The organism is Thermomonas sp., assembly GCF_029945965.1.
GTDB lineage: Bacteria > Pseudomonadota > Gammaproteobacteria > Xanthomonadales > Xanthomonadaceae > Thermomonas.
Map to the genome: position 1 here is coordinate 480,314 of NZ_JAQSDO010000020.1, position 19,132 is coordinate 499,445.

The 19,132-nt window shown below is 63.9% G+C and carries 20 protein-coding genes and 4 tRNA genes; 15 read left to right on the top strand and 9 right to left on the bottom strand.

Annotated elements, in window-relative coordinates:
* Positions 1 to 13 precede the first annotated feature (13 nt).
* From PSV05_RS14935 to wrbA, 3 genes are read right to left on the bottom strand one after another with little or no spacing between them, the layout of a single operon-like run.
* Positions 14 to 1,597 (bottom strand): sulfotransferase, encoded by a 1,584-nt coding sequence (locus PSV05_RS14935; protein WP_300066912.1) that lies wholly within the window; start codon positions 1,595 to 1,597, stop codon positions 14 to 16.
* The gene (locus tag PSV05_RS14940) at positions 1,594 to 1,923 is read right to left on the bottom strand and encodes a DUF2069 domain-containing protein (RefSeq protein WP_300066915.1); all 330 of its coding nucleotides are present in this window, start codon (positions 1,921 to 1,923) and stop codon (positions 1,594 to 1,596) included. Before PSV05_RS14940 ends, PSV05_RS14935 begins: the two co-directional genes overlap by 4 nt.
* Positions 1,920 to 2,513 carry an NAD(P)H:quinone oxidoreductase gene (wrbA, locus tag PSV05_RS14945; protein WP_300066918.1) on the bottom strand — a complete coding sequence of 198 codons (594 nt, stop codon included), beginning with the start codon at positions 2,511 to 2,513 and terminating at the stop codon, positions 1,920 to 1,922. The genes PSV05_RS14940 and wrbA overlap by 4 nt, the downstream gene beginning before the upstream one ends.
* Positions 2,514 to 2,631: 118 nt before the next feature.
* Here wrbA and PSV05_RS14950 point away from each other — a divergent pair, with 118 nt between their 5' ends.
* From PSV05_RS14950 to PSV05_RS14965, 4 genes are all read left to right on the top strand, one after another.
* Positions 2,632 to 3,915: a YihY family inner membrane protein gene (locus PSV05_RS14950; protein ID WP_300066921.1), complete on the top strand. Its 1,284-nt coding sequence runs from the start codon at positions 2,632 to 2,634 to the stop codon at positions 3,913 to 3,915.
* A gap of 2 nt (positions 3,916 to 3,917) precedes the next feature.
* A complete protein-coding gene (locus tag PSV05_RS14955) occupies positions 3,918 to 4,496 on the top strand; it encodes a TlpA disulfide reductase family protein (protein WP_300066924.1) in 579 nt (192 codons plus the stop codon).
* Between the two features lie 4 nt (positions 4,497 to 4,500).
* Positions 4,501 to 4,782 (top strand): acylphosphatase, encoded by a 282-nt coding sequence (locus tag PSV05_RS14960; protein WP_300066926.1) that lies wholly within the window; start codon positions 4,501 to 4,503, stop codon positions 4,780 to 4,782.
* 79 nt (positions 4,783 to 4,861) lie between these two features.
* Positions 4,862 to 6,688: a tetratricopeptide repeat protein gene (locus tag PSV05_RS14965; protein ID WP_300066928.1), complete on the top strand. Its 1,827-nt coding sequence runs from the start codon at positions 4,862 to 4,864 to the stop codon at positions 6,686 to 6,688.
* Here PSV05_RS14965 and ppk2 read toward each other — a convergent pair.
* From ppk2 to hemA, 6 genes are all read right to left on the bottom strand, one after another.
* Positions 6,678 to 7,454 carry a polyphosphate kinase 2 gene (gene ppk2, locus PSV05_RS14970; RefSeq protein ID WP_300066931.1) on the bottom strand — a complete coding sequence of 259 codons (777 nt, stop codon included), beginning with the start codon at positions 7,452 to 7,454 and terminating at the stop codon, positions 6,678 to 6,680. The two genes, PSV05_RS14965 and ppk2, sit on opposite strands and share 11 nt — an antisense overlap.
* The gene (locus PSV05_RS14975) at positions 7,451 to 7,795 is read right to left on the bottom strand and encodes a helix-turn-helix domain-containing protein (protein ID WP_300066934.1); all 345 of its coding nucleotides are present in this window, start codon (positions 7,793 to 7,795) and stop codon (positions 7,451 to 7,453) included. Before PSV05_RS14975 ends, ppk2 begins: the two co-directional genes overlap by 4 nt.
* 2 nt (positions 7,796 to 7,797) lie before the next feature.
* Positions 7,798 to 8,316 (bottom strand): molybdenum cofactor biosynthesis protein B, encoded by a 519-nt coding sequence (gene moaB, locus PSV05_RS14980; protein WP_300066936.1) that lies wholly within the window; start codon positions 8,314 to 8,316, stop codon positions 7,798 to 7,800.
* A gap of 72 nt (positions 8,317 to 8,388) precedes the next feature.
* Positions 8,389 to 8,835, bottom strand: a complete 447-nt coding sequence (locus tag PSV05_RS14985) for a GNAT family N-acetyltransferase (protein WP_300066939.1) — start codon at positions 8,833 to 8,835, stop codon at positions 8,389 to 8,391.
* Between the two features lie 125 nt (positions 8,836 to 8,960).
* Entirely contained in the window at positions 8,961 to 10,046 is a 1,086-nt protein-coding gene (prfA, locus tag PSV05_RS14990; RefSeq protein WP_300066941.1) for a peptide chain release factor 1, read from the bottom strand.
* On the bottom strand, positions 10,043 to 11,326 hold the full coding sequence (gene hemA / locus PSV05_RS14995) for a glutamyl-tRNA reductase (RefSeq protein WP_300066944.1): 1,284 nt from the start codon (positions 11,324 to 11,326) through the stop codon (positions 10,043 to 10,045). The genes prfA and hemA overlap by 4 nt, the downstream gene beginning before the upstream one ends.
* Before the next feature lie 72 nt (positions 11,327 to 11,398).
* Here hemA and PSV05_RS15000 point away from each other — a divergent pair, with 72 nt between their 5' ends.
* The 11 genes from PSV05_RS15000 to PSV05_RS15050 all read left to right on the top strand — a co-directional run bounded on the left by PSV05_RS15000 (position 11,399) and on the right by PSV05_RS15050 (position 18,981).
* Positions 11,399 to 13,078 (top strand): tetratricopeptide repeat protein, encoded by a 1,680-nt coding sequence (locus tag PSV05_RS15000; RefSeq protein ID WP_300066947.1) that lies wholly within the window; start codon positions 11,399 to 11,401, stop codon positions 13,076 to 13,078.
* Positions 13,075 to 13,734 carry a lipoprotein insertase outer membrane protein LolB gene (gene lolB, locus PSV05_RS15005; protein WP_300066950.1) on the top strand — a complete coding sequence of 220 codons (660 nt, stop codon included), beginning with the start codon at positions 13,075 to 13,077 and terminating at the stop codon, positions 13,732 to 13,734. The genes PSV05_RS15000 and lolB overlap by 4 nt, the downstream gene beginning before the upstream one ends.
* A complete protein-coding gene (ispE, locus tag PSV05_RS15010; protein ID WP_300066953.1) occupies positions 13,731 to 14,624 on the top strand; it encodes a 4-(cytidine 5'-diphospho)-2-C-methyl-D-erythritol kinase in 894 nt (297 codons plus the stop codon). Before lolB ends, ispE begins: the two co-directional genes overlap by 4 nt.
* Positions 14,603 to 14,678: transfer RNA gene (locus PSV05_RS15015), tRNA-Gln, on the top strand. The genes ispE and PSV05_RS15015 overlap by 22 nt, the downstream gene beginning before the upstream one ends.
* A 110-nt stretch (positions 14,679 to 14,788) precedes the next feature.
* The gene (locus PSV05_RS15020) at positions 14,789 to 15,748 is read left to right on the top strand and encodes a ribose-phosphate diphosphokinase (RefSeq protein ID WP_300066956.1); all 960 of its coding nucleotides are present in this window, start codon (positions 14,789 to 14,791) and stop codon (positions 15,746 to 15,748) included.
* Between the two features lie 113 nt (positions 15,749 to 15,861).
* On the top strand, positions 15,862 to 16,524 hold the full coding sequence (locus PSV05_RS15025; RefSeq protein WP_300066959.1) for a 50S ribosomal protein L25/general stress protein Ctc: 663 nt from the start codon (positions 15,862 to 15,864) through the stop codon (positions 16,522 to 16,524).
* Positions 16,525 to 16,643: 119 nt separating this feature from the next.
* Positions 16,644 to 17,228 carry an aminoacyl-tRNA hydrolase gene (gene pth, locus PSV05_RS15030; protein ID WP_300066962.1) on the top strand — a complete coding sequence of 195 codons (585 nt, stop codon included), beginning with the start codon at positions 16,644 to 16,646 and terminating at the stop codon, positions 17,226 to 17,228.
* A 72-nt stretch (positions 17,229 to 17,300) separates the two neighbouring features.
* Entirely contained in the window at positions 17,301 to 18,392 is a 1,092-nt protein-coding gene (gene ychF, locus PSV05_RS15035; RefSeq protein ID WP_300066965.1) for a redox-regulated ATPase YchF, read from the top strand.
* A 224-nt stretch (positions 18,393 to 18,616) separates the two neighbouring features.
* Positions 18,617 to 18,702: transfer RNA gene (locus PSV05_RS15040), tRNA-Tyr, on the top strand.
* A gap of 92 nt (positions 18,703 to 18,794) precedes the next feature.
* Positions 18,795 to 18,868: transfer RNA gene (locus tag PSV05_RS15045), tRNA-Gly, on the top strand.
* Between the two features lie 37 nt (positions 18,869 to 18,905).
* Positions 18,906 to 18,981: transfer RNA gene (locus tag PSV05_RS15050), tRNA-Thr, on the top strand.
* Positions 18,982 to 19,132: the final 151 nt, after the last annotated feature.

Genomic DNA, 19,132 nt, shown 5'->3' on the forward strand with positions numbered 1-19,132 from the left:
AAAGCAGCAGCGGTCAGCTGGCCGGCAGGCCCAATGCATGCCGGAACGGATCCAGCAGGGCACCATAGTGCGGCGATCGCGCAGTGTCGCCACGCAAGGGCTGGCGCACCTGCGCGGCGCTTGCGGTGCGCACACTTCTGTTGGCGGCGTGGAAGTCGAGGCAGGCGGGATCGAATTCGAGGCCGCAGTCGGCAAGCAGTGTGCGGATGCCGGTCTCGGGACCGGCCAGCAGATCTTCGTAGCGATGCAGGTGCAGGTGCTCCGGATCACGGGCGCGCCACTGGTCCATCGCCCGTTCGCAGCCATGCAGGTATGCGGCGATATCGCCGACATCGCAGGCGAAATGCGGCTGGTTGTAGAACTGTTGCTTGAAGCACGACCACGCCGTTTCCAGCGGGTCACGCCGGCTCTCGATCACGGTCGCGCCCGGCAGCATCGCGCGCAGCACGCCGGCCAGCTTCCAGTTCTCCGGCATCTTGTCGACGAAGCATGACTTGGAGGAGCGCCAGCGTGCGGTGCGTTCCAGGTATTCAAGGCCCAGGCGATGCCAGTCCGCGGCATCGACCTGCTGGATCCATGCCGGGAATGGCATCTGCCGACGGCGGGATTCGCGCTGGATCACGTTGCCCAGATCCGGCAATTCGCCTGCTCCCTCGACATCGGGGTGTGCGGCCAGGATTTGCTCGAACAGGGTAGAACCCGAACGCGGCAGCCCCACGATGAAGATCGCTTCGCGACCGAGTTCCGGATCGATCGGGGCTGGCAACTCACTGGTCATCACTAGTACTTGCTCGATGTAGTCAGTGAAGTCCTGCACACGCCACGGGGTCAGCTTGCGCTGCAGCGCATTGGCGGCAACCAGGGCGGCATGCGCCTGCGGATAGCAGCCACGGTCTTCCTGCAGCTTGCCTAGCGCATGGCCCATCGCGATGCGATCACTGTCAGCGGTGTCGCGCCGCTGCAGCTGCGTGGACAGCAGCAGTGCGTCGGCATCCGACAGTGCCACTGTCTTGATGCTGGACAGGCCGCGCCAGGCGTCGCCGCAGGTCGGGTGCAGGCGCACTGCATCGCGATACTGCTGGGTGGCATCTTCGAAGCGGCCGATGTGCACCAGCGCATCGCCGAGCAGGATCTTTGCCGGCAGCAAGTCCGGCGCCAATGCGCAGGCTTGTTGCAAGGCATTGATGGCCGCACGGCTCTCGCCCTGCTGCTGGTGCGCGCGGCCGAGGTTGAACCAGGCCGTGACTTGGTCTGGCGCCAGGACGCAGGCGTGTTCCCACGCGTTGATGGCACCGGCATGATCGCCACATGCCGCATGTGCATTGCCAAGATCGCACTGTAGCAACGCGTCGCCGGGATGATGCGAGATCGCAGCTTGCAGGGTCTGGATCGCAAGGGCGCCGCGACGGGTATTCAAGTGCAGGATCGCCAGCAACCGAAGTGCTTCTGCATGCGTGGGATGGCGGGCCAGTATCTTCCCGAGCAGGCGCTCTGCCTGCGCTGGCGAGTGATCGCGGATCGCACGCGCAGCGGCGTGCAGGACCTCGACATCCTCCGGCCCAAGACCAGCCATGCGCACGCTCGCAGTTGTGGTCATCGACGCTTGCGGAAACGCGCACGCAAGCCAGGCATGCTGGCGAAGTAGATGATCGCCAATGCGAGCAGGATTTCAGCGAAGGCGAACGCACGCTCCGGTGGCCGTGTCCACGCCACCATGACGCCATGGCTGAACCAGAGCAGGGCAATCAGTCCGGCACTCAGCCCGGCACGGGTCCAGCCGCGCCAGGCGACCACGCCAAGCAGCAAGGGTGGGAGGCCGAAGACGAGCATCGCGGCCAAGGCATGGCGGTCATCCCAGAACCAGGCGGCATCGGTCGCTGCCAGGGTGAACAGGGCGAGCGCGAGTAGGCGAGTCTGCGTCATGGCTGCAACTTCAGGGCCAGCTGCGCAATCCGCTTGCCCAGCGCGCGTGCCAGTTGCGCTTCCTCGTCGGTGGGCTCCGGCTGGTCATGCGCGCCCGCTACGTGGCTGGCGCCATACGGCGTGCCGCCGCTGCGGGTTGTGTTGAGCGTGGCTTCGGTAAACGGAATGCCGGCGATCACGCAGCCGTGGTGCAGCAGCGGCAGCAGCATCGTCAGCAAAGTCGATTCCTGGCCGCCATGCATGGTGGCAGTCGAGGTGAACGCCGCCGCGGGCTTGCCGACCAGGGTGCCACTGGCCCATTCGCTGCCCAGGCCATCGATGAAATGCTTCATTGGCGCCGCCATGTTGCCGAACCGGGTCGGGCTGCCAATCAACAAGCCGGCACATTCGCGCAGGTCCTGCTTGTCCACGTAGGGCGCGCCATCCTCGGGTTCTGGTGGGCTGGCGACTTCGGTGACCGGGGCGACCGGCGGCACCGTGCGCAGGCGCGCCTGCATGCCATCAACTTCGCCGATACCGCGTGCGATCTGGCGCGCGAGCCTGGCCACCGAGCCACCGCGGCTGTAGTACAGGACCAGGATGTCGGGCATGCGTGACCGCGTGAAAGGGAGCTTGTGTGCAGTTTCGCATGGAGATTGCCGGGCCGGTGGGTGAAGTTTGGCTAGAAATTCACCCCGTGCCCTTTTCGCCATCGGTTAGGCTTGGCCAATGGAACCGTTGGACTCCCTTAACCTGCTGGGCGAACGCCTGCGCGACCGTGCGCGGATCGGCGCGTTCCTGCGCTTCGTGTGGAAGCGGTTCCTGGGTGACCGCCTGTTCGAAGCGGCTGGCGCGCTGTCCTACACCAGCGTGTTCGCGCTGGTACCGCTGTCGATGGTGGTATTCGGGGTGCTGTCCGCGTTCCCGGTGTTTGACCAATGGAGCGTCAGCCTAAGGTCTTATATTTTTTCCAACTTCGTGCCGCATGCTGCCAACGCAGTCGAGAAGTACCTGAGTGACTTTTCAGCGAATACGAAGTCCCTGACTACGACTGGTGCATTTGCCTTGGTGGTGTCACTGCTGGTGACCTTGACCAGCGTGGAAGCCATCTTCAACCGCATCTGGCGAGTGCCCACGGCGAGGCCCAAGTTCAGCCGCTTCCTGGTTTATTGGACGGTGCTGACACTGGGTGCATTGGTCGCGGCCACCAGCCTGGCGCTATCCACGCGCTTTTTCGCACTGGCCATCTTCGAAACCTTGCCGGGACGCTGGCTGGAATCCTTGATGCTGAGGTTGGCGCCCATGGCGATCGAAATGTTCGCCTTCGCAGCGATCTTCAAGGTGGTGCCGCACCGCACGGTGAAATGGCGACATGCACTGTCCGGGGCAGCGCTGTCGGTGATGCTGTTCGAGGGCGTCAAATTCGGCTTGGCTGCCTACTTGAGCAGCTTCGATTCCTACCAGAAAATATACGGTGCTATCGCGTTATTGCCGATCCTGATGCTTTGGATCTACCTGGGTTGGACCTCGATCCTGTTTGGCGCCTCGCTGGCATCGTCGATGTCGGCATTCCGCTACCAGCCGGCCGAGTTGCGCCTGCCGGATGGGTTCGAGATTTACGGATTGCTGCGGATGCTCGGTCGTTTCCAGTTGGCACGCGCCAAAGGACGTGGCCTGCACAGCGACGAGATCCTTAAACTGGAACCCATCCTTACTGACAACCTGGTACAGGAACTGCTGGGGCAGTTGTGCGACATCGGCGTGGTCAGCCGCGCCGAAAGCGGCGAATGGATGCTCTCACGTGACTTGGACGATGTCAGCCTGGGTGAGTTGTACGAAGCCGGCCGCCTGCGCGTGCCGGTGGCCGAAGCCCGCCTGCCGCATCGCGATGATGCGCTGGGGGTGGCTGTCATGCATGCGCTGGATGGACTGCGCATGCCCCTGCGCGAGCTGCTCAAGCAGCGCGTCGCAAACATTTATCGCGATATCCCCCCCGATATCCCCGGAGAGTAAGCATGCGTTTGCGTCATGTGTCATGGCTGTTGCTGTCGTGTATTGCAGTCTCCGCGTGCAAGCGCGAAGCAGAGCCCGCTGCGCTGCCAACGCCCATCGATGCGCCGGCGGCGAAAGTCGCTACGCCGGCAAAACCGGCCGAGGCCGACATGCCCGTCGCCAAGAAAATTCCGTCGCTGCGGGTCGCCACGATCGACGGCAAGACCTTCGACCTGGCCGACCAGCGCGGCAAATGGACCGTGGTCAATTTCTGGGCGACCTGGTGTGGCCCGTGCCTGAAGGAAATGCCAGAGCTGTCGGCGCTTGATGCGATGCGCGAGCACATCATGGTGGTCGGCCTGGCCTATGAGGACACCACCGTCGAGGACATGCAGGCTTTCCTCAAGCAGCACCCGGTGGTCTATCCGATCGCACTGCTGGATGTGTACAACCCGCCGAAGGATTTCGACACCCCGCGCGGTCTGCCGATGACCGTGCTGGTCGGGCCGGATGGCAAGGTGGTCAAGACGATTACGGGACCGGTCACCGCACACGACATCGAAACCGCGATTGCCGCTGCCGGTGGTCCGAAGGCGGGCTGATGCCATGGCGGACGCGCGCTTCCTGATCAGCGGCAAGGTGCAGGGGGTGTGGTTCCGTGCCAGCACCTGTGAAGAAGCCGTGCGGCTGGGCCTGCGTGGTTACGCCAGCAACCTGGCCGATGGTCGCGTGGAGGTGCTGGCGGTGGGTGATGCAGATGCGATCGAACAGCTGGCGAACTGGTTGCATTCCGGCCCGCCGCTGGCGCAGGTCGAAGCGGTCGAGCGTCGTGATGCAGGTGACGTTGCCAAAGCCGAGCGCGGTGCCATGGACTTCCGAATACGCTGAACGCGCTTGTTGCGACTGGCCTGTTCGCGGCGTTCCTGACGTATGCCAGAATCAATGGAGGAGATGCACAGGGCGGGGCATGACCGGTAAGTTCATTGGTGAACTGAAACGACGCAACGTTCCGCGTGCAGCACTGCTGTACCTCGGTGCGGTGTGGGCGTTGGCGCAGGGCATCGCCCAGTTGGCCCCGGAGTTGGGCGCGCCTGAATCGGCCACCCGCTGGTTCCTGATCGCCGCGGGCATCGGTTTCCCGATCTGGCTCATAGTCTCCTGGCGCTACGAACTCACCAGCAGTGGACTCAAGCTCGACAGTGAGCTCGCGCAGAATACGCCGAACGACCGCAAGTCCAACCGCGGTACCGACCTGGCCATCATCGGCGTGCTGGCAATCGCAGTGGTGCTGCTGCTGACCGATCGCCTGCTGGATCGAAACGAACCTGCGCGCGTGGCCACGATCGCCGCCGCCGGCAATTCCATCGCGGTGCTCCCGCTCGAAAACGAAAGCGGCGACAAGGACCAGCAATATTTTTCGGACGGGTTGTCGGAAGGCTTCATCATCGCGCTGTCGCGGATCAGGGGTGTGCGCGTGATCGGCCGAAATTCCTCGTTCCAGTTCCGCGACAGCAAGGATGACAGCCAGGCGATCGCAGCCAAGCTCGGCGTCAGCCACCTGCTGGAGGGCAGCGTCCGCCGGGTCGGCGACACCGTGCGGATCAGTGCCAATTTGATCAAGGCCGCAGACGGCAGCACCCTGTGGGCTGAGAACTACACCCGGCCCTACAAGGACTTGTTTGCACTGCAGGACCAGATCACCGGGAAGGTGGCCAATGCACTCAAGGCGCAACTGAAACCGCCCCCTCCCGCGCACTCTCAGCAGGGAGATCGCCCGCCCAGCAGCAACCTGGAGGCTTACAACGCCTACATGCAAGGCGTAGATTTGGGTGGACGTCAGACCGAAGCGGATACCCGCGCTGCGATCAAGCAGTTCGACCGCGCCACCAAGCTCGACCCTGCCTACGGGTTGGCCTATTCGTGGAAGGCACGGGTGCTGATCGATGCGGTCTCTAGTGGCCTGCTGTCCGGCCGCGAGGCCGATGACGCCTATGTACAGGCGGATGCGGCGATCAAGTTGGCGATGCAGCATGCCCCCGGCCAGGCCCCGACCCATATTGCGCGCGGCTGGCTGCTGATGTCCCGGGATCTGGACTGGCGCGGCGCCGAAATCGAGTTCAAGCGGGCAGTGGAACTGGCCCCGAATGATGGGGATGCGCTCTACCAGTTAGGCGTGGTGCGGGCCAGCCAGGGCAACCTGGTGCAAGCAGTGGACCTGACCAAGCGGGCATTGAAGCAAGACCCACTCAACCAGGTCTGGTACCAGGCACTTGCCACCTACCTGATGCCGTTGAAGCGACTTGATGAATCCGCGCAGGCAATCGGCAAGGCCATCGAGCTGCACCCAAGCGCGGTCTATAACCACTACCTGCTGGCGATCAACAGTGTGCTGAAGAAGGACTTCGCCGGGGCGCAGGCTGCGGCCGAGGCGGAACCGGATGGCGGCTGGCACGATTTCGCACTGGCACTTGCAGCGCAGATCGGGCCTGACCGCAAGATGGCCGATGCCTTGCTTCAAGAATGCATTGACAAATACGCAAGTGATTACGCGTTCCAGATCGCTGAGGTGTATGCGGTACGCGGCGACCCCGATCGGATGTTCGAGTGGCTGGGCAAGGCGCGCGAGGCACGCGACCCGGGCATGCAGACCCTGCTCTACGACGCACTACTGCTGCGTTACCGGGACGACCCGCGCTACGCAGCGCTGGCGAAGGAAGTCGGCTTGCCGAGCCCACCCGCGGCAGTCACTGCTCCGCCTGCAGCTACCAAACCTCCAGCGGCGACTAAGCCTTGAACGGTGTGATCGGCTTCACCACGCTGTAGCGTTCCTTCGCCGGTTTACCGGCCAGGGCCGGCAGGTCGGCCAACGGCGCATCGACATGGGTATCCGGCAGCCGGTCCAGCAGGTCGCGGATCAGGGTCAGGCGGCCGAGCTTCTGGTCATTGAAGTCGACCAGGGTCCATGGCGCGGCATCGGTATGGGTAGCCTTGAGCATGGCTTCGCGCGCACGAGTGTAATCGCCATACAGTTCACGCGCCTTGAGGTCGATCGGCGACAGCTTCCAGCCCTTCAACGGATCCTCGCGGCGTTCGGCGAAGCGTTTTTCCTGCATGTCCTGGTCGCAGCACAGCCAGTACTTGAACAGCAGGATGCCGTCATCGACCAGTTGCTTCTCGAACACTGGCGCCTGTTGCAGGAATGCCTTGACCTGCGCGTCGCTGGCATAGCCCATGACCTTTTCGACGCCTGCTCGGTTGTACCAGCTGCGGTCGAACAACACCATTTCGCCCGCTGCAGGCAGGTGCGTGACGTAGCGCTGGAAATACCATTGGCTCTGTTCGCGGTCGTTGGGTTTCGGCAAGGCGACGACCCGGCACTGACGTGGGTTGACGTGTTCGCTGATGGCGTCGATCGTGCCACCCTTGCCTGCGGTGTCGCGGCCCTCGACCAGCACCACCAGGCGCTTGCCGGTGTGCTGCAACCAGCGCGACATCGCCACCAGTTCCAGTTGCATCGGTTCCAGCAGGGTGTCGTAGTCCTTGCGCTTGAGCTTGCTCATCGCCTGGCGGCCTTGCTTGCGGGCTTGGGCCGCATGCTGCGCGCCACTTCCAGCAATGCGCCCTGCTGCTTGGTGTTCAGTCTGCGGTAGGCCGCCAGCAGCTCGTGTTCGCCCTTGGTTCGTGCCGGATCCAAAGTGCTGGCCAGCTCGCCAAGCAGCGCGCCCGCTGGTACGCCGAACACGCGCGCGAGCGCGTCCAGTTGTTCCTTGCCTGGGAGTTTGTCGCCCTTGAGCCAGGCGCTGACCGTGTTCACCCCGGCACGTGGGATGGCGGTGGCGATGTCGGTGACGCTCAGGCCGCTGGCCTTGGTCAACAAACGCAGGGTGGTGTCGATGGACATCGTCACTCCTTCAGTCTTGGCTTGAGGTTCACTAGGTTGCACGGTTTGGTGCGTGCATCGAGTTGTGCACGGATGATCTTTTCCCATCCGGTGCGACAGGCCGAGGTGGAGCCGGGCAGGGCGAACACGAAACTGGCATTGGCCAGCCCGGCGAATGCGCGCGACTGCATCGTGCTGGTGCCGATCTCTTCGAAGCTCAGCGCGCGGAACAGTTCGCCGAATCCTGGCATCTGCTTGTCCAGCAGCGGCAGCAGCGCTTCCGGGGTGGAGTCGCGGCCGGTAAATCCCGTCCCGCCGGTGACCACGATGCCATCGACATCGGCATCGGCGATCCATGCACTGACCTGCGCCCGCAGCTGGTATTTGTCGTCCGGTAGCAGGGCGCGTGCGTGCAGGTGGTGGCCAGTTTCGGCCAGTGCATTGCAGAGATAGTCGCCGGAGCTGTCGTTGGCCGGCGTGCGTGAATCCGACACGGTCAGTACGCACAGCGACAGAGGCCTGAATTCAGTGGAGGCAGTCATGGCTGCAGTGTAGGGCGGGGTTGAATCTATCGTACGCCCGTCGCATCTCCCGAGCAGATGCGCCCCGGCACTTCATTTGAACGCCAGTGAATACCACTGGGTCGCATCTTCGTTCCAGCCAGCGGCGCGGTATAACCCGCGTGCCGCGGCATTGTCCTGTGTGGTTTCCAGCGAGATGCCCATGGCGCCGTCCTCGCGAGCAAATTGCGCCGCCGCCTCGAGCAGCGCATGACCCACACCGCTGCGTCGAACAGTCGCGTCGACAAACAGGTCGTTCAGGATCCAGCTACGCGCGGTGCGTACCGAGGAATACATTGGATACAACTGGGTGAAGCCGACCATGGCAGTGCCGCGCATGGCGACGAACACCACCGATTCTCCAAAGCGCAGGCGGCTGCGCAGCCAGTCGCGCGCGCGTTCCACATCAGGGGGCTGGCCGTAGAACTGGCGATAGGCGTCAAACAGCGGAACCAGCGCATCCAGGTCGGCTGGTCCCGCGCGGTGGGTGGAAATGGCCATGGGCTTTGCTCGTCATTCCGGCGAATACCGGAGCCTATGCACCAATTCTATGCGGCGGCATCAAAAAGCTGGATCCCGGCATTCGCCGGAATGATGGCTGGGAAATCCCCCGATGACCGCAACAATCAGCCTTCGCGAGCCAGCTGCGCGAGTTCCTCGGCCTGCTGTTCCTGCTGCAGGCGCAGGACCAATGCATCGAGGTCGCCTTCGATGATGTTCGGCAGGTCGTACAGGGTCAGGCCTTCCACGCGATGATCGGTGATGCGTCCCTGCGGGAAGCTATATGTGCGGATGCGCTGGCTGCGGTCGCCGCTGCCCACCTGCAGCTTGCGGTCGGCGGCGGTCGCGGCGGCGCGTTTCTCCAGTTCGGCTTCGACCAGCATCGATTGCAGGCGTTTCATCGCCTTGTCGCGGTTGGCGTGCTGGCTGCGCTCGGTCTGCGATTCCACTACCACGCCTGATGGCATGTGGGTGATGCGGATTGCAGATTCGGTCTTGTTGACGTGCTGGCCGCCGGCGCCGGAGGATCGGTACGTATCGACCCTGAGGTCAGCCGGGTTGATGACGATCTCGGTTTCACCGGCTTCGATCGCGATGATGGCGACGGTTGCCGCCGAGGTATGGATGCGGCCCTGCGATTCGGTCGCCGGTACCCGTTGCACGCGGTGGGTGCCGGATTCGTACTTGAGTTTGGCGTAGGCACCATCACCCTCGACCCGGGCCACGATTTCCTTGTAGCCGCCATGCTCGCCTTGGCTGGCCGATTCCACTTCGACCCGCCAGCCATGGCGCTCGGCATAGCGGCAATACATGCGGAACAGATCGCCCGCGAAGATCGCCGCCTCGTCGCCGCCGGTGCCGGCGCGCACTTCAAGGTAGATGCCGCCGTCGTCGCGGGAATCACGGGGGACGAGCTGGGCGAGCAGTTCGCCTTCCAGCTGTTGCAGGCGCTGGTTGGCGGAGGCGATTTCATCTTCGGCCAGTTCGCGCAGTTCCGGATCGGCGCGCATCGCTTCAGCGGCGTCGAGGTCGGCGCGTGCCAGTGCTTCAGCTGCCAGCGCATCGGCCACCGGTTGCAGGGTCGAAAACTCCCGCGACAGGTTCCGGAAGCGGGTCTGGTCGGCAGCGACCGAAGGATCGGCCAGCAGTCGCTCGATTTCCTCGCGGCGCTCGACCAGCGCATCGAGTTTGCGGCGCAGTGCGGGCGTCATTTGGATGTGTCGTCCGCCGAGGGGGCGATGCCGGTCGGGGTATCCGGAAACAGGCGTTCCGCAGCACGGCTGAGCTCGCCGTCGCCGCTCAGCGCGGCTTCGCGCAGGGCCACGGTCGGCGCATGCAGCAGACGGTTGGTCAGGGTGTGGGCGAGGAACTCCAGCACCTGCTCGGCGGGCACGCCCGCGGCCAATTGCTGACGCGCCTTGGCCAACGCGTCAGCGCGGGCACGCTCGCCATGCGCACGCAGGTGCAGCAGTGGTTGCTGGCGCGTGCTGGCCTGGAACTGCTCCACGAAACGGGCGACCTGCAACTCGATGATTGCTTCGGCCTGTTCGGCGGCAGCACGGCGGCCGCGGCGGTTGTTCTCGATTGATCGTTCCAGATCGTCCACGGTGTACAGGAATACATCGCGCATTCCGGCGACATCGGCTGCAATGTCGCGTGGCACCGCCAGGTCGAGCAGCAACATCGGCCGATGTCTACGTTTGGCCATCGCATGCTCGATCTGCTTGCGTTGCAGGACCGGCTCGCGGCTGGCGGTGGCGCTGATGACGATGTCCACCTCATCCAGATGACGGTCGAGTTCGGACAACGGCAGGGCAATGCCGCCGTGGCGACTGGCCAGATCCTGTGCATGGGGCAAGGTGCGATTGGCAATCAGCAGGCGCTGTACGCGCGCCTCGACCAAGTGCCGGGCGGCCAGTTCGATGGTTTCGCCGGCGCCGATCAGCAGCACGGTGGACTCATTCAACCGGGCGAAGGATTCTTGCGCCAGGCGCACCGCAGTGGAGGCCACCGACACCGGGTTGGCGCCGATGCGGGTATCGGTGCGCGCTCGCTTGGCGGTGGCGAAGGCCTGCTGGAACAGGCGATCCAGCGGGCCGCCCAGCACCCCGGCCTCGCGCGATGCGGCCCAGGCCTGCTTCACCTGCCCAAGGATCTGCGGCTCGCCCAGCACCAGCGAATCCAGGCCGGTCGCGACCCGGAACAGGTGCCGCACCGCTTCGGCATCGCGATACCGGTACAGGTAAGCCTGCAGGTCATGGCCGGTACGCGGATGCGTAGTCAGCCAGTCGGCCAGCGACTGGCCGTCGTCCTCGGTTTGCGCGTAGATCTCGGTGCGATTGCAGGTGGACAGCAGCACAGCCTCGCGCACCGCGGGGATTTGACGTAGGGCCGCCAGCGCCGGACCCAGCGCTTCCGGGGCAAACGCCACCGTCTCGCGCAGGGCAACCGGCGCGGTCTGGTGGTTGATGCCGAGGACGTGCAATTTCATGCGGTGGTCAGTTCCATTCAGGTGCCTGCGCTAAGCTGCCGGCACAACCGCATAGTGTACCGGCCCGCCCTTATGCCCACGCCGCAACGCCTTCGTTCCAGCCTGTTGTTGTCTGCCGTATTGCTGGCCTGCATGGGTCTGGCGCACGCGGCCAAACCTTCGTCGCCCAAGCCCGAAGACCCGTTGCAGGCAAGCATGGCAGGTGAGTTCGCCTTGCAAGCCGGTCATTTGGGCGAAGCCGCGCGCCAGTATCTGCAGGCAGCACGCAGCGCCAATGACCCGGTACTGGCTGAACGGGCAACTCGAATTGCCCTGCTCGCCAATGAAGATGGGTTGGCGCGTCAGTGTTTTGACCTGTGGAAGTCGTTGGAGCCGCAGATCAGTGCATCCCAACAAGTGGTGGCCGCCACCCTGGATCTGCGCGCCGGCAAACGACGTGCGGCGCGGCGCGAACTGAAAAGCTTGCTGGCAAGCGGTGATGACGGCTGGAAGCAGGTATTGGCGGCGCTGATCGGCGCGGTCGGCCAGCAGTCCAAGCTCGTTGTCGACGTACTCGGCGACCTGGTCGACGACCGCAGCATGCCCAACAAACTGGGACCATGGCTGGGCTTCGGCGGCCTAGCGCAGCGGCTGGAACAGCCGGCGTTGGTGGAACGCATCGTCAAACAGGTGGTCGCCCGCTTCCCAGGCGAGCCGCGCGTTGCGCTGCTGCGTGCGCAACTGCTGCGTGAAGACGGCAAGCCGGACCAGGCGCGCAGCCTGCTGGCAGGACTGGAAGATGCCGCCAAGCTGTCCATGCCGCTGCGCTGGTCGTTGGCCGGTGAATACGATGCGCTCGGCGATCCGGCCAAGGCCGCAGCGGTGCTGGCCTACGGCCCGCAGGACGAGTCCAGTTATGCACAGCGCGCAGGCCTGCTTGACAAGGCCAAGGACAAGGCCGGGCTGGCCAAGCTCTACGAGGAAGCCAAGCGCGAGGCGACCCGCCCGGATCCGAGCCGGCGCCTGCTGCTGGGCCAACTGGCCGAAGTACTGGAGCGCAACGACGAGGCCCTGGCTTGGTATGCGAGCGTGCCTGGCGAACAGGCGCGCGCAATCGCCCGGCTGCGCAGTGCGAATGTCCTGTTCACGCTGGGCCGCAAGGCCGAAGCATTCGATGGCTTGCATGTAATGCAGTCCGAAGCCGCACTGCAGGACGATACCCGCCGTGACGCCTACCTGCTGGAAGCCGAATTGCGCCTCAAGGACAAGGATGCGGCCGGCGAACTGGATGCCTACGCGCGTGGGCTCGCCGCCTTCGCCGACGACCAGGCCCTGCTGTATTCGCGTGCGATCCTGTGGGAGCGCCGCGACGACATCGCCAAGGCCGAGGCCGATTTTCGTCGCATCCTGGTCTCCGCACCGGATGACGTGACCACACTTAACGCGCTTGGCTACACCCTGGCCGACCGCACCACCCGCTACAAGGAAGCGCTGGAACTGATTGACCGCGCGCGCGTGGCCGAGCCCAGTAACGCCGCGATCATCGACAGCTATGGCTGGGTGCTGTTCCGGCTCGGTCGCAATGTCGAAGCACTGGATCACCTCCGACGTGCCTATACGTTGCAGAAAGACCCTGACATCGCCAGCCATCTTGGCCTGGTGCTGTGGGTGATGGGGCGCAAGGATGAAGCGCGCCGCTATTTCGATGAGGCGCGCAAGATCGACCCGGAAAACCGTTCACTGCAGCGCGCCTTGCACGAGGTCGGTGCGTGATCCAGCGGATTGGCGTCGCTGCGCTATGCCTGCTATTGGCGGCCTGCCAGAGTATGCCGCCTGCTGCCGCTCCAACCAATGTGCTGGTGGGCGACGCGCAGGTGCGGGCAGCCAAGCTGGCGCAGAAGGCCCGCATCGCCGCATTGGGTCTGGGCCAAGTGGCCTGCGATGCGCCGGCCTGGACGATGTTGGGTCGGGTCGCCCTGTCCAATGGCAAGGATGGCGGCAGCGGACGAATCGAATGGACGCAAGGCGCCGGTCGCACCGAAGTGACGCTGTCCGCGCCGGTGACCCGGCAGAGCTGGACGCTGACGGCAGATGCGGATGGCGTGGCGCTGGAAGGTGTTTCCGGCGGCCCGCTGCGTGGTACCGATGCCGGCCAGTTGTTGCGCCAATCCACTGGTTGGGAAATTCCGGTCGCCGCGCTGGGCTGCTGGCTGCGCGGAGCGCCCGCCGAATCAGGCGCCATGGGCGAGGCGAGCTCGGTTTTCGGCATCGACACTCGCTTGCTGCGAATCGAACAGGGCGGCTGGGTCATCGACTACAGCAACTGGCAGCCAGATCCCGACAGTGGCGTGGAACTGCCGACCCGCATCAATGCCGAGCAGGCGTCCAACCGGGTTCGGCTGGTAGTGGATCGCTGGGACAAGCAATGAACACGATGCCGGCAGGCGAGGGCTGGAGCTATTGGCCGGCCCCGGCCAAGCTCAACCTGTTCCTGCGTATCACCGGCCGCCGTGCCGATGGCTACCACACGCTGCAGACCGTGTTCCGGTTACTGGACTGGGGCGACAGGATCGGCCTGCGGCTCCGTACCGATGACCGGATAGTCCGAATTGGCGAGGCTGCGGCCGGTGTGTCCGAGCAGGACGACTTGCTGGTACGCGCAGCTAAAATCCTGCAAGAGGATGCCAAATGCAGCAAAGGTGTCGATATCTGCATCGAAAAACATATTCCGATGGGTGCGGGTCTGGGTGGTGGTTCCTCTGATGCTGCCACCGTGCTGGTCGCGCTGAACCGGTTGTGGGGAACAGGTTTCGATGTTGATCGACTAGTCGCGCTGGGCCTGACGCTGGGCGCGGATGTGCCGGTCTTCGTGCGTGGCCACAACGCCTGGGCGGAGGGCATCGGCGAGCAACTGGCGCCGCTCGACCTGCCTCCAGCCTGGTACGTGCTGGCCAGTCCGGGCGTGCATGCCGCGACCGTCGAAGTTTTCCAAGATCCTGATTTGACTCGGCATGCTGCACCCGCAACAATATCCGACTTCCTTTCCGGAACCGTACTCGACAATGCGTTCGAGCCTGTGCTGCGCCGCCGTGAACCTGCCGTCGAGGCCCTGTTCACCATGTTGGCGCACATTGGCAGACCGCGTTTGACGGGTTCGGGCAGCGTGTGCTTCGTGGAATTCGCCGATCGCGGATCCGCCGAAACATCGCTCGCGGCGTTGCCACATGGCATTGATGCTTGGCTGGCGCGCGGTGCGGAACGATCACCACTGCTGGATGCAGTGGAAAATTACACCTTAGGGGCGTCGCCAAGTGGTTAAGGCACCGGGTTTTGATCCCGACATTCGAAGGTTCGAATCCTTCCGCCCCTGCCACCTCGCGAATGTTGTATCGCAACACGTGTTTAGTGTTTAAGCAGTCCTCCCGCATGGTTCGCCGTGCGGCCCTTGCACCGCCACGGTCAGAGCGCAGCGGAATGACGAACATGCAAGACGAACGCAACCTGCTGGTTTTTTCCGGCAACGCCAATCGCCCGCTGGCGCTGGCGGTCTGCAAGGAACTGGGCGTGCGCCCGGGCAAGGCACTTGTCAGTCGCTTCTCCGATGGTGAAGTGCAGGTGGAGATCGAGGAGAACGTGCGCCGGCAGGAGGTCTTCGTGATCCAGCCGACCAATGCGCCGACTGCCGAGAACTTCATGGAGTTGCTGGTGCTGGTGGATGCGCTCAAGCGCGCCTCGGTGGCCAGCGTGACCGCGGTGGTGCCGTACTTCGGCTACGCCCGCCAGGACCGTCGCCCGCGTTCGTCGCGGGTGGCGATCACGGCCAAGGTCGCGGCCACGATGTTTGGCGCGGTGGGTACCGACCGGGTGCTGACTGTTGACCTGCACGCCGACCAGATCCAGGGTTTCTTCGATATCCCGGTCGACAACGTGTACGCCTCGCCGCTGCTGCTCGCCGACATCTGGCGCGCGCACGGCACCGACAACCTGATCGTGGTTTCGCCGGATGTCGGCGGCGTGGTGCGCGCACGCGCGATTGCAAAACGCCTCGACGATGCCGACCTGGCCATCATCGACAAGCGTCGGCCGCGCGCCAACGTGTCCACGGTGATGAACATCATCGGCGATGTCGAAGGCAAGATCTGCGTGCTGGTCGATGACATCGTCGATACCGCTGGTACCCTGTGCGCCGCTGCCGCTGCCCTGAAGGCGCGTGGCGCGCTCAAGGTGGTCGCCTACTGCACCCACCCGGTGCTGTCGGGCCCCGCGATCGACAACGTGACCAAGTCGCAGCTGGACGAACTGGTGGTGACCGACACCATCCAGTTGTCCGAAGCGGCGCGCGCCTGCGGGCGCATCCGCCAGCTCAGCGTCGCCGAGCTGCTGGCCGAAACCATCCGTCGGGTGGCGTTCGGCGAATCGGTCAGCTCGCTGTACGTCGAGTGACAACGAAATCCGCGTCGCCGGCACACGCCGGAGGCGCAACCCACTCACCTGGTCGCGGGTGAGTGTATTCACCGCCGCGAGGCGGTTTCATCGCAACAAAAGCGAGTAACGAAATGTCCGAACACATCATCAAGGCTACTGGCCGCAACGTCGAGGGGAAGGGTGCGAGCCGCCGCCTGCGTCGTGCCGCGTCCATCCCGGCCATCGTCTATGGCGGCAAGTCCGCCTCGCAACCGATCCAGCTCGAGCACGAGAAAATCTGGCTGGCCAGCCAGAACGAATGGTTCTATTCGTCGATCCTGAGCCTGGACATCGAAGGCAAGACCGAGTCCGTGCTGCTGCGTGACATGCAGCGTCATCCGTTCAAGCAGATCATCCTGCACCTGGATTTCCAGCGAGTGGATGCCAAAAAGGAATTGCGCATCAGCGTGCCGCTGCACTTCATCAACCAGGATGAATCGCCGGCTGGCAAGTCGTCCGACGTCGTGGTCACCCACGAGATGAACGAAGTCGAAGTGACCTGCCTGCCGAAGGACCTGCCTGAATTCCTCGAGGTCGATCTGGGTGCTCTGGAAGTGGGCACTACGATCCACCTGTCGGAAGTCAAGCTCCCGAAGGGCGTCGAAATCCCCGAGCTCAAGCTGGGCAAGGAGCACGACGTCGCTGTTGCCGTTGCCCGCCGTGGCCGCGTCGAGACCGAGGAAACCGAAGAAACGGCCGAGTCTGTCGAAGAAGTGCCGGCAGTCAAGGTTGCCAAGAAGGACGACGAGAAGTAATCGATTCGTCCCCAGCCCGCTGCGGGGCATTGCCGCACCGGCCAGAAGTACGGTTCATGCCGTCTTCGCCGGTGCTGCCCGCCCCGCGCCCGGGTTGAACGCGAATCGTGGTTCCCGCGATGGCTGGATTGCGTCTCATCGTTGGGCTGGGTAACCCCGGTCCCGAACATGCCCGGACCCGGCACAACGCCGGGTTCTGGTTTGTGGATGCGCTGGCCGAACGGGCCGGGGTGCGCTTCGGCCTCGAAAGCAAGCTGTTTGGCGAAACCGCCAAGATCGACATCGCCGGACAGACACTGTGGCTGCTGAAGCCGGCAACCTTCATGAACCTGTCAGGCAAGTCGGTCACGGCAGCTCTGCGCTACTGGAAGATCGAGCCGGAAGAGGCGCTTTTGGTGCACGACGAGCTGGATCTGCCTCCGGGTACTGCGCGGCTCAAGTTCGATGGCGGCCACGGGGGCCAGAACGGTTTGCGCGACACCGCGCGGCTACTCGGGCATGGCGGTTTCCATCGCCTGCGGATCGGCATCGGTCATCCGGGACACAAGGACCAGGTCACGCCGTGGGTGCTGGGCAAGCCCGGCCGCGACGATGAGGTCATGATCCTGCGCGCCATCGATGACGCGATGGATGTCATGCCACTGGCTGTCAACGGCAATTTCATGGATGCGATGACACGGCTGCACACGCCGCGTCCCGACTGATTCATCCCACTTTCATCGCATGGCCCTCAGCTTCTGGGCAATGAGCCGTGCGGCAATGGAGCAACCAGCGACATGGGCATCAAATGCGGCATCGTCGGCCTGCCAAATGTCGGCAAGTCCACCCTATTCAACGCGTTGACCAAGGCCGGCATTGCCGCGGCCAATTTTCCCTTTTGCACGATCGAGCCGAACGTTGGCGTGGTGCCGGTGCCGGATCCGCGCCTGAATGCGCTCAGCGAGATCGTCAAACCGCAGAAATGCATCCCGACCGCGGTCGAGTTCGTCGATATCGCAGGCCTGGTCGCGGGCGCGGCCAGCGGCGAAGGACTTGGCAACAAGTTCCTGGCCCACATCCGCGAGGTCGACGCGATCACCCACGTGGTGCGCTGCTTCGATAACGACGACATTATCCACGTCAACAACAAGGTCGACCCGCTGGCCGACATCGACACCATCGACACCGAGTTGGCGCTGGCCGACCTGGACTCGGTCGACAAGGCGCTGAATCGCGCCGAGCGCGCGGCCAAGACCGGCGACAAGGACGCGAAGGTCCGCGCCGAAGTGCTGGGTCGCGTGCGTGATGCATTGAACGACGGCAAGCCGGCGCGTTCGCTGGAGCTGACCGATGACGATCGCGCCGAGCTGCGCGATTTGTTCCTGCTGACCCTGAAGCCGGTTATGTACGTCGCGAACGTGCTCGAGGACGGCTTCGAGGGCAACCCGCACCTGGACGCGGTACGCGCGCGCGCGGCCGGCGAGGGCGCGGAAATAGTACCGGTCTCAGCTGCGATTGAGGAAGAACTGTGTCAGCTGGAAGACGCCGACCGCGACGAGTTCCTGAAGGACCTCGGCCTGGACGAGCCGGGCCTGAATCGGGTGATTCGCGCCGCCTACAAGCTGCTTGGGCTGCAGACCTATTTCACCGCTGGCGTGAAGGAAGTCCGCGCATGGACGGTCAAGGCCGGCAGCACCGCGCCGCAGGCCGCGGCGGTGATCCATACCGATTTCGAGAAGGGCTTCATCCGCGCCGAGACCATTGGCTACGACGACTTCCTGAAGTATCGCGGCGAATCCGGCGCGCGCGATGCTGGCCGACTGCGTCTGGAGGGCAAGGAGTATCGGGTGCAAGAGGGTGATGTCCTCCATTTCCGCTTCAACGTCTGATTGCACCTGCTGCGCTCATGCATGCGGGCGCGCGGCAGTGCTCGCCGCCTCATGGACTAAAAGTCCACTTCAGCGGCTGCGCGCTTCGCGCATCCCGCCTGCATTTCGCTCGCGACGGTGCGATCCGATGCGATTTTGGCATAGCGACCGTTGACAGCAGACGCAACCGGCCCCAAAATTGCGGGCTCTTTGGGGCTCCATGCAGTTTCCCATCGAAACATTTCGGAGGGATACCCAAGCGGCCAACGGGGGCAGACTGTAAATCTGCTGGCTTACGCCTTCGGTGGTTCGAATCCACCTCCCTCCACCAGCTACAACGTTCCATGCATTAGTTAGAAAGATCCAGCGTTCCACCCGGCGGCCTTACCAGTCACCGGCGCACCACTGGCAGGGCCTTCCGGCGCGGGAGTAGTTCAATGGTAGAACCTCAGTTTTCCAAACTGATTACGAGGGTTCGATTCCCTTCTCCCGCTCCACCATTGCAACTGCAACGCCTGGTCCGCCAGAAAACCTGCTCACGTAGCTCAGTCGGTAGAGCACCTCCTTGGTAAGGAGGAGGTCGAAGGTTCGATTCCTTTCGTGAGCACCATATTCAAGCTCCACATCCGCCAGCTTCATATTCTGCCTGCTTCATATTCCGCAATTCCACGCCCCTTTCTTCGGGCACTACCAACGAGACGCAGCCATGGCAAAGGGTAAGTTCGAGCGCACCAAGCCCCACGTGAACGTGGGCACGATTG

Bases quoted from the DNA above. Each gene is read 5' to 3' on its own strand.
- PSV05_RS14935 (WP_300066912.1), bottom strand. From the start codon at position 1,597: ATGACCACAACTGCGAGCGTGCGCATGGCTGGTCTTGGGCCGGAGGAT.
- PSV05_RS14940 (WP_300066915.1), bottom strand. From the start codon at position 1,923: ATGACGCAGACTCGCCTACTCGCGCTCGCCCTGTTCACCCTGGCAGCG.
- wrbA (WP_300066918.1), bottom strand. From the start codon at position 2,513: ATGCCCGACATCCTGGTCCTGTACTACAGCCGCGGTGGCTCGGTGGCC.
- PSV05_RS14950 (WP_300066921.1), top strand. From the start codon at position 2,632: ATGGAACCGTTGGACTCCCTTAACCTGCTGGGCGAACGCCTGCGCGAC.
- PSV05_RS14955 (WP_300066924.1), top strand. From the start codon at position 3,918: ATGCGTTTGCGTCATGTGTCATGGCTGTTGCTGTCGTGTATTGCAGTC.
- PSV05_RS14960 (WP_300066926.1), top strand. From the start codon at position 4,501: ATGGCGGACGCGCGCTTCCTGATCAGCGGCAAGGTGCAGGGGGTGTGG.
- PSV05_RS14965 (WP_300066928.1), top strand. From the start codon at position 4,862: ATGACCGGTAAGTTCATTGGTGAACTGAAACGACGCAACGTTCCGCGT.
- ppk2 (WP_300066931.1), bottom strand. From the start codon at position 7,454: ATGAGCAAGCTCAAGCGCAAGGACTACGACACCCTGCTGGAACCGATG.
- PSV05_RS14975 (WP_300066934.1), bottom strand. From the start codon at position 7,795: ATGTCCATCGACACCACCCTGCGTTTGTTGACCAAGGCCAGCGGCCTG.
- moaB (WP_300066936.1), bottom strand. From the start codon at position 8,316: ATGACTGCCTCCACTGAATTCAGGCCTCTGTCGCTGTGCGTACTGACC.
- PSV05_RS14985 (WP_300066939.1), bottom strand. From the start codon at position 8,835: ATGGCCATTTCCACCCACCGCGCGGGACCAGCCGACCTGGATGCGCTG.
- prfA (WP_300066941.1), bottom strand. From the start codon at position 10,046: ATGACGCCCGCACTGCGCCGCAAACTCGATGCGCTGGTCGAGCGCCGC.
- hemA (WP_300066944.1), bottom strand. From the start codon at position 11,326: ATGAAATTGCACGTCCTCGGCATCAACCACCAGACCGCGCCGGTTGCC.
- PSV05_RS15000 (WP_300066947.1), top strand. From the start codon at position 11,399: ATGCCCACGCCGCAACGCCTTCGTTCCAGCCTGTTGTTGTCTGCCGTA.
- ispE (WP_300066953.1), top strand. From the start codon at position 13,731: ATGAACACGATGCCGGCAGGCGAGGGCTGGAGCTATTGGCCGGCCCCG.
- PSV05_RS15020 (WP_300066956.1), top strand. From the start codon at position 14,789: ATGCAAGACGAACGCAACCTGCTGGTTTTTTCCGGCAACGCCAATCGC.
- PSV05_RS15025 (WP_300066959.1), top strand. From the start codon at position 15,862: ATGTCCGAACACATCATCAAGGCTACTGGCCGCAACGTCGAGGGGAAG.
- pth (WP_300066962.1), top strand. From the start codon at position 16,644: ATGGCTGGATTGCGTCTCATCGTTGGGCTGGGTAACCCCGGTCCCGAA.
- ychF (WP_300066965.1), top strand. From the start codon at position 17,301: ATGGGCATCAAATGCGGCATCGTCGGCCTGCCAAATGTCGGCAAGTCC.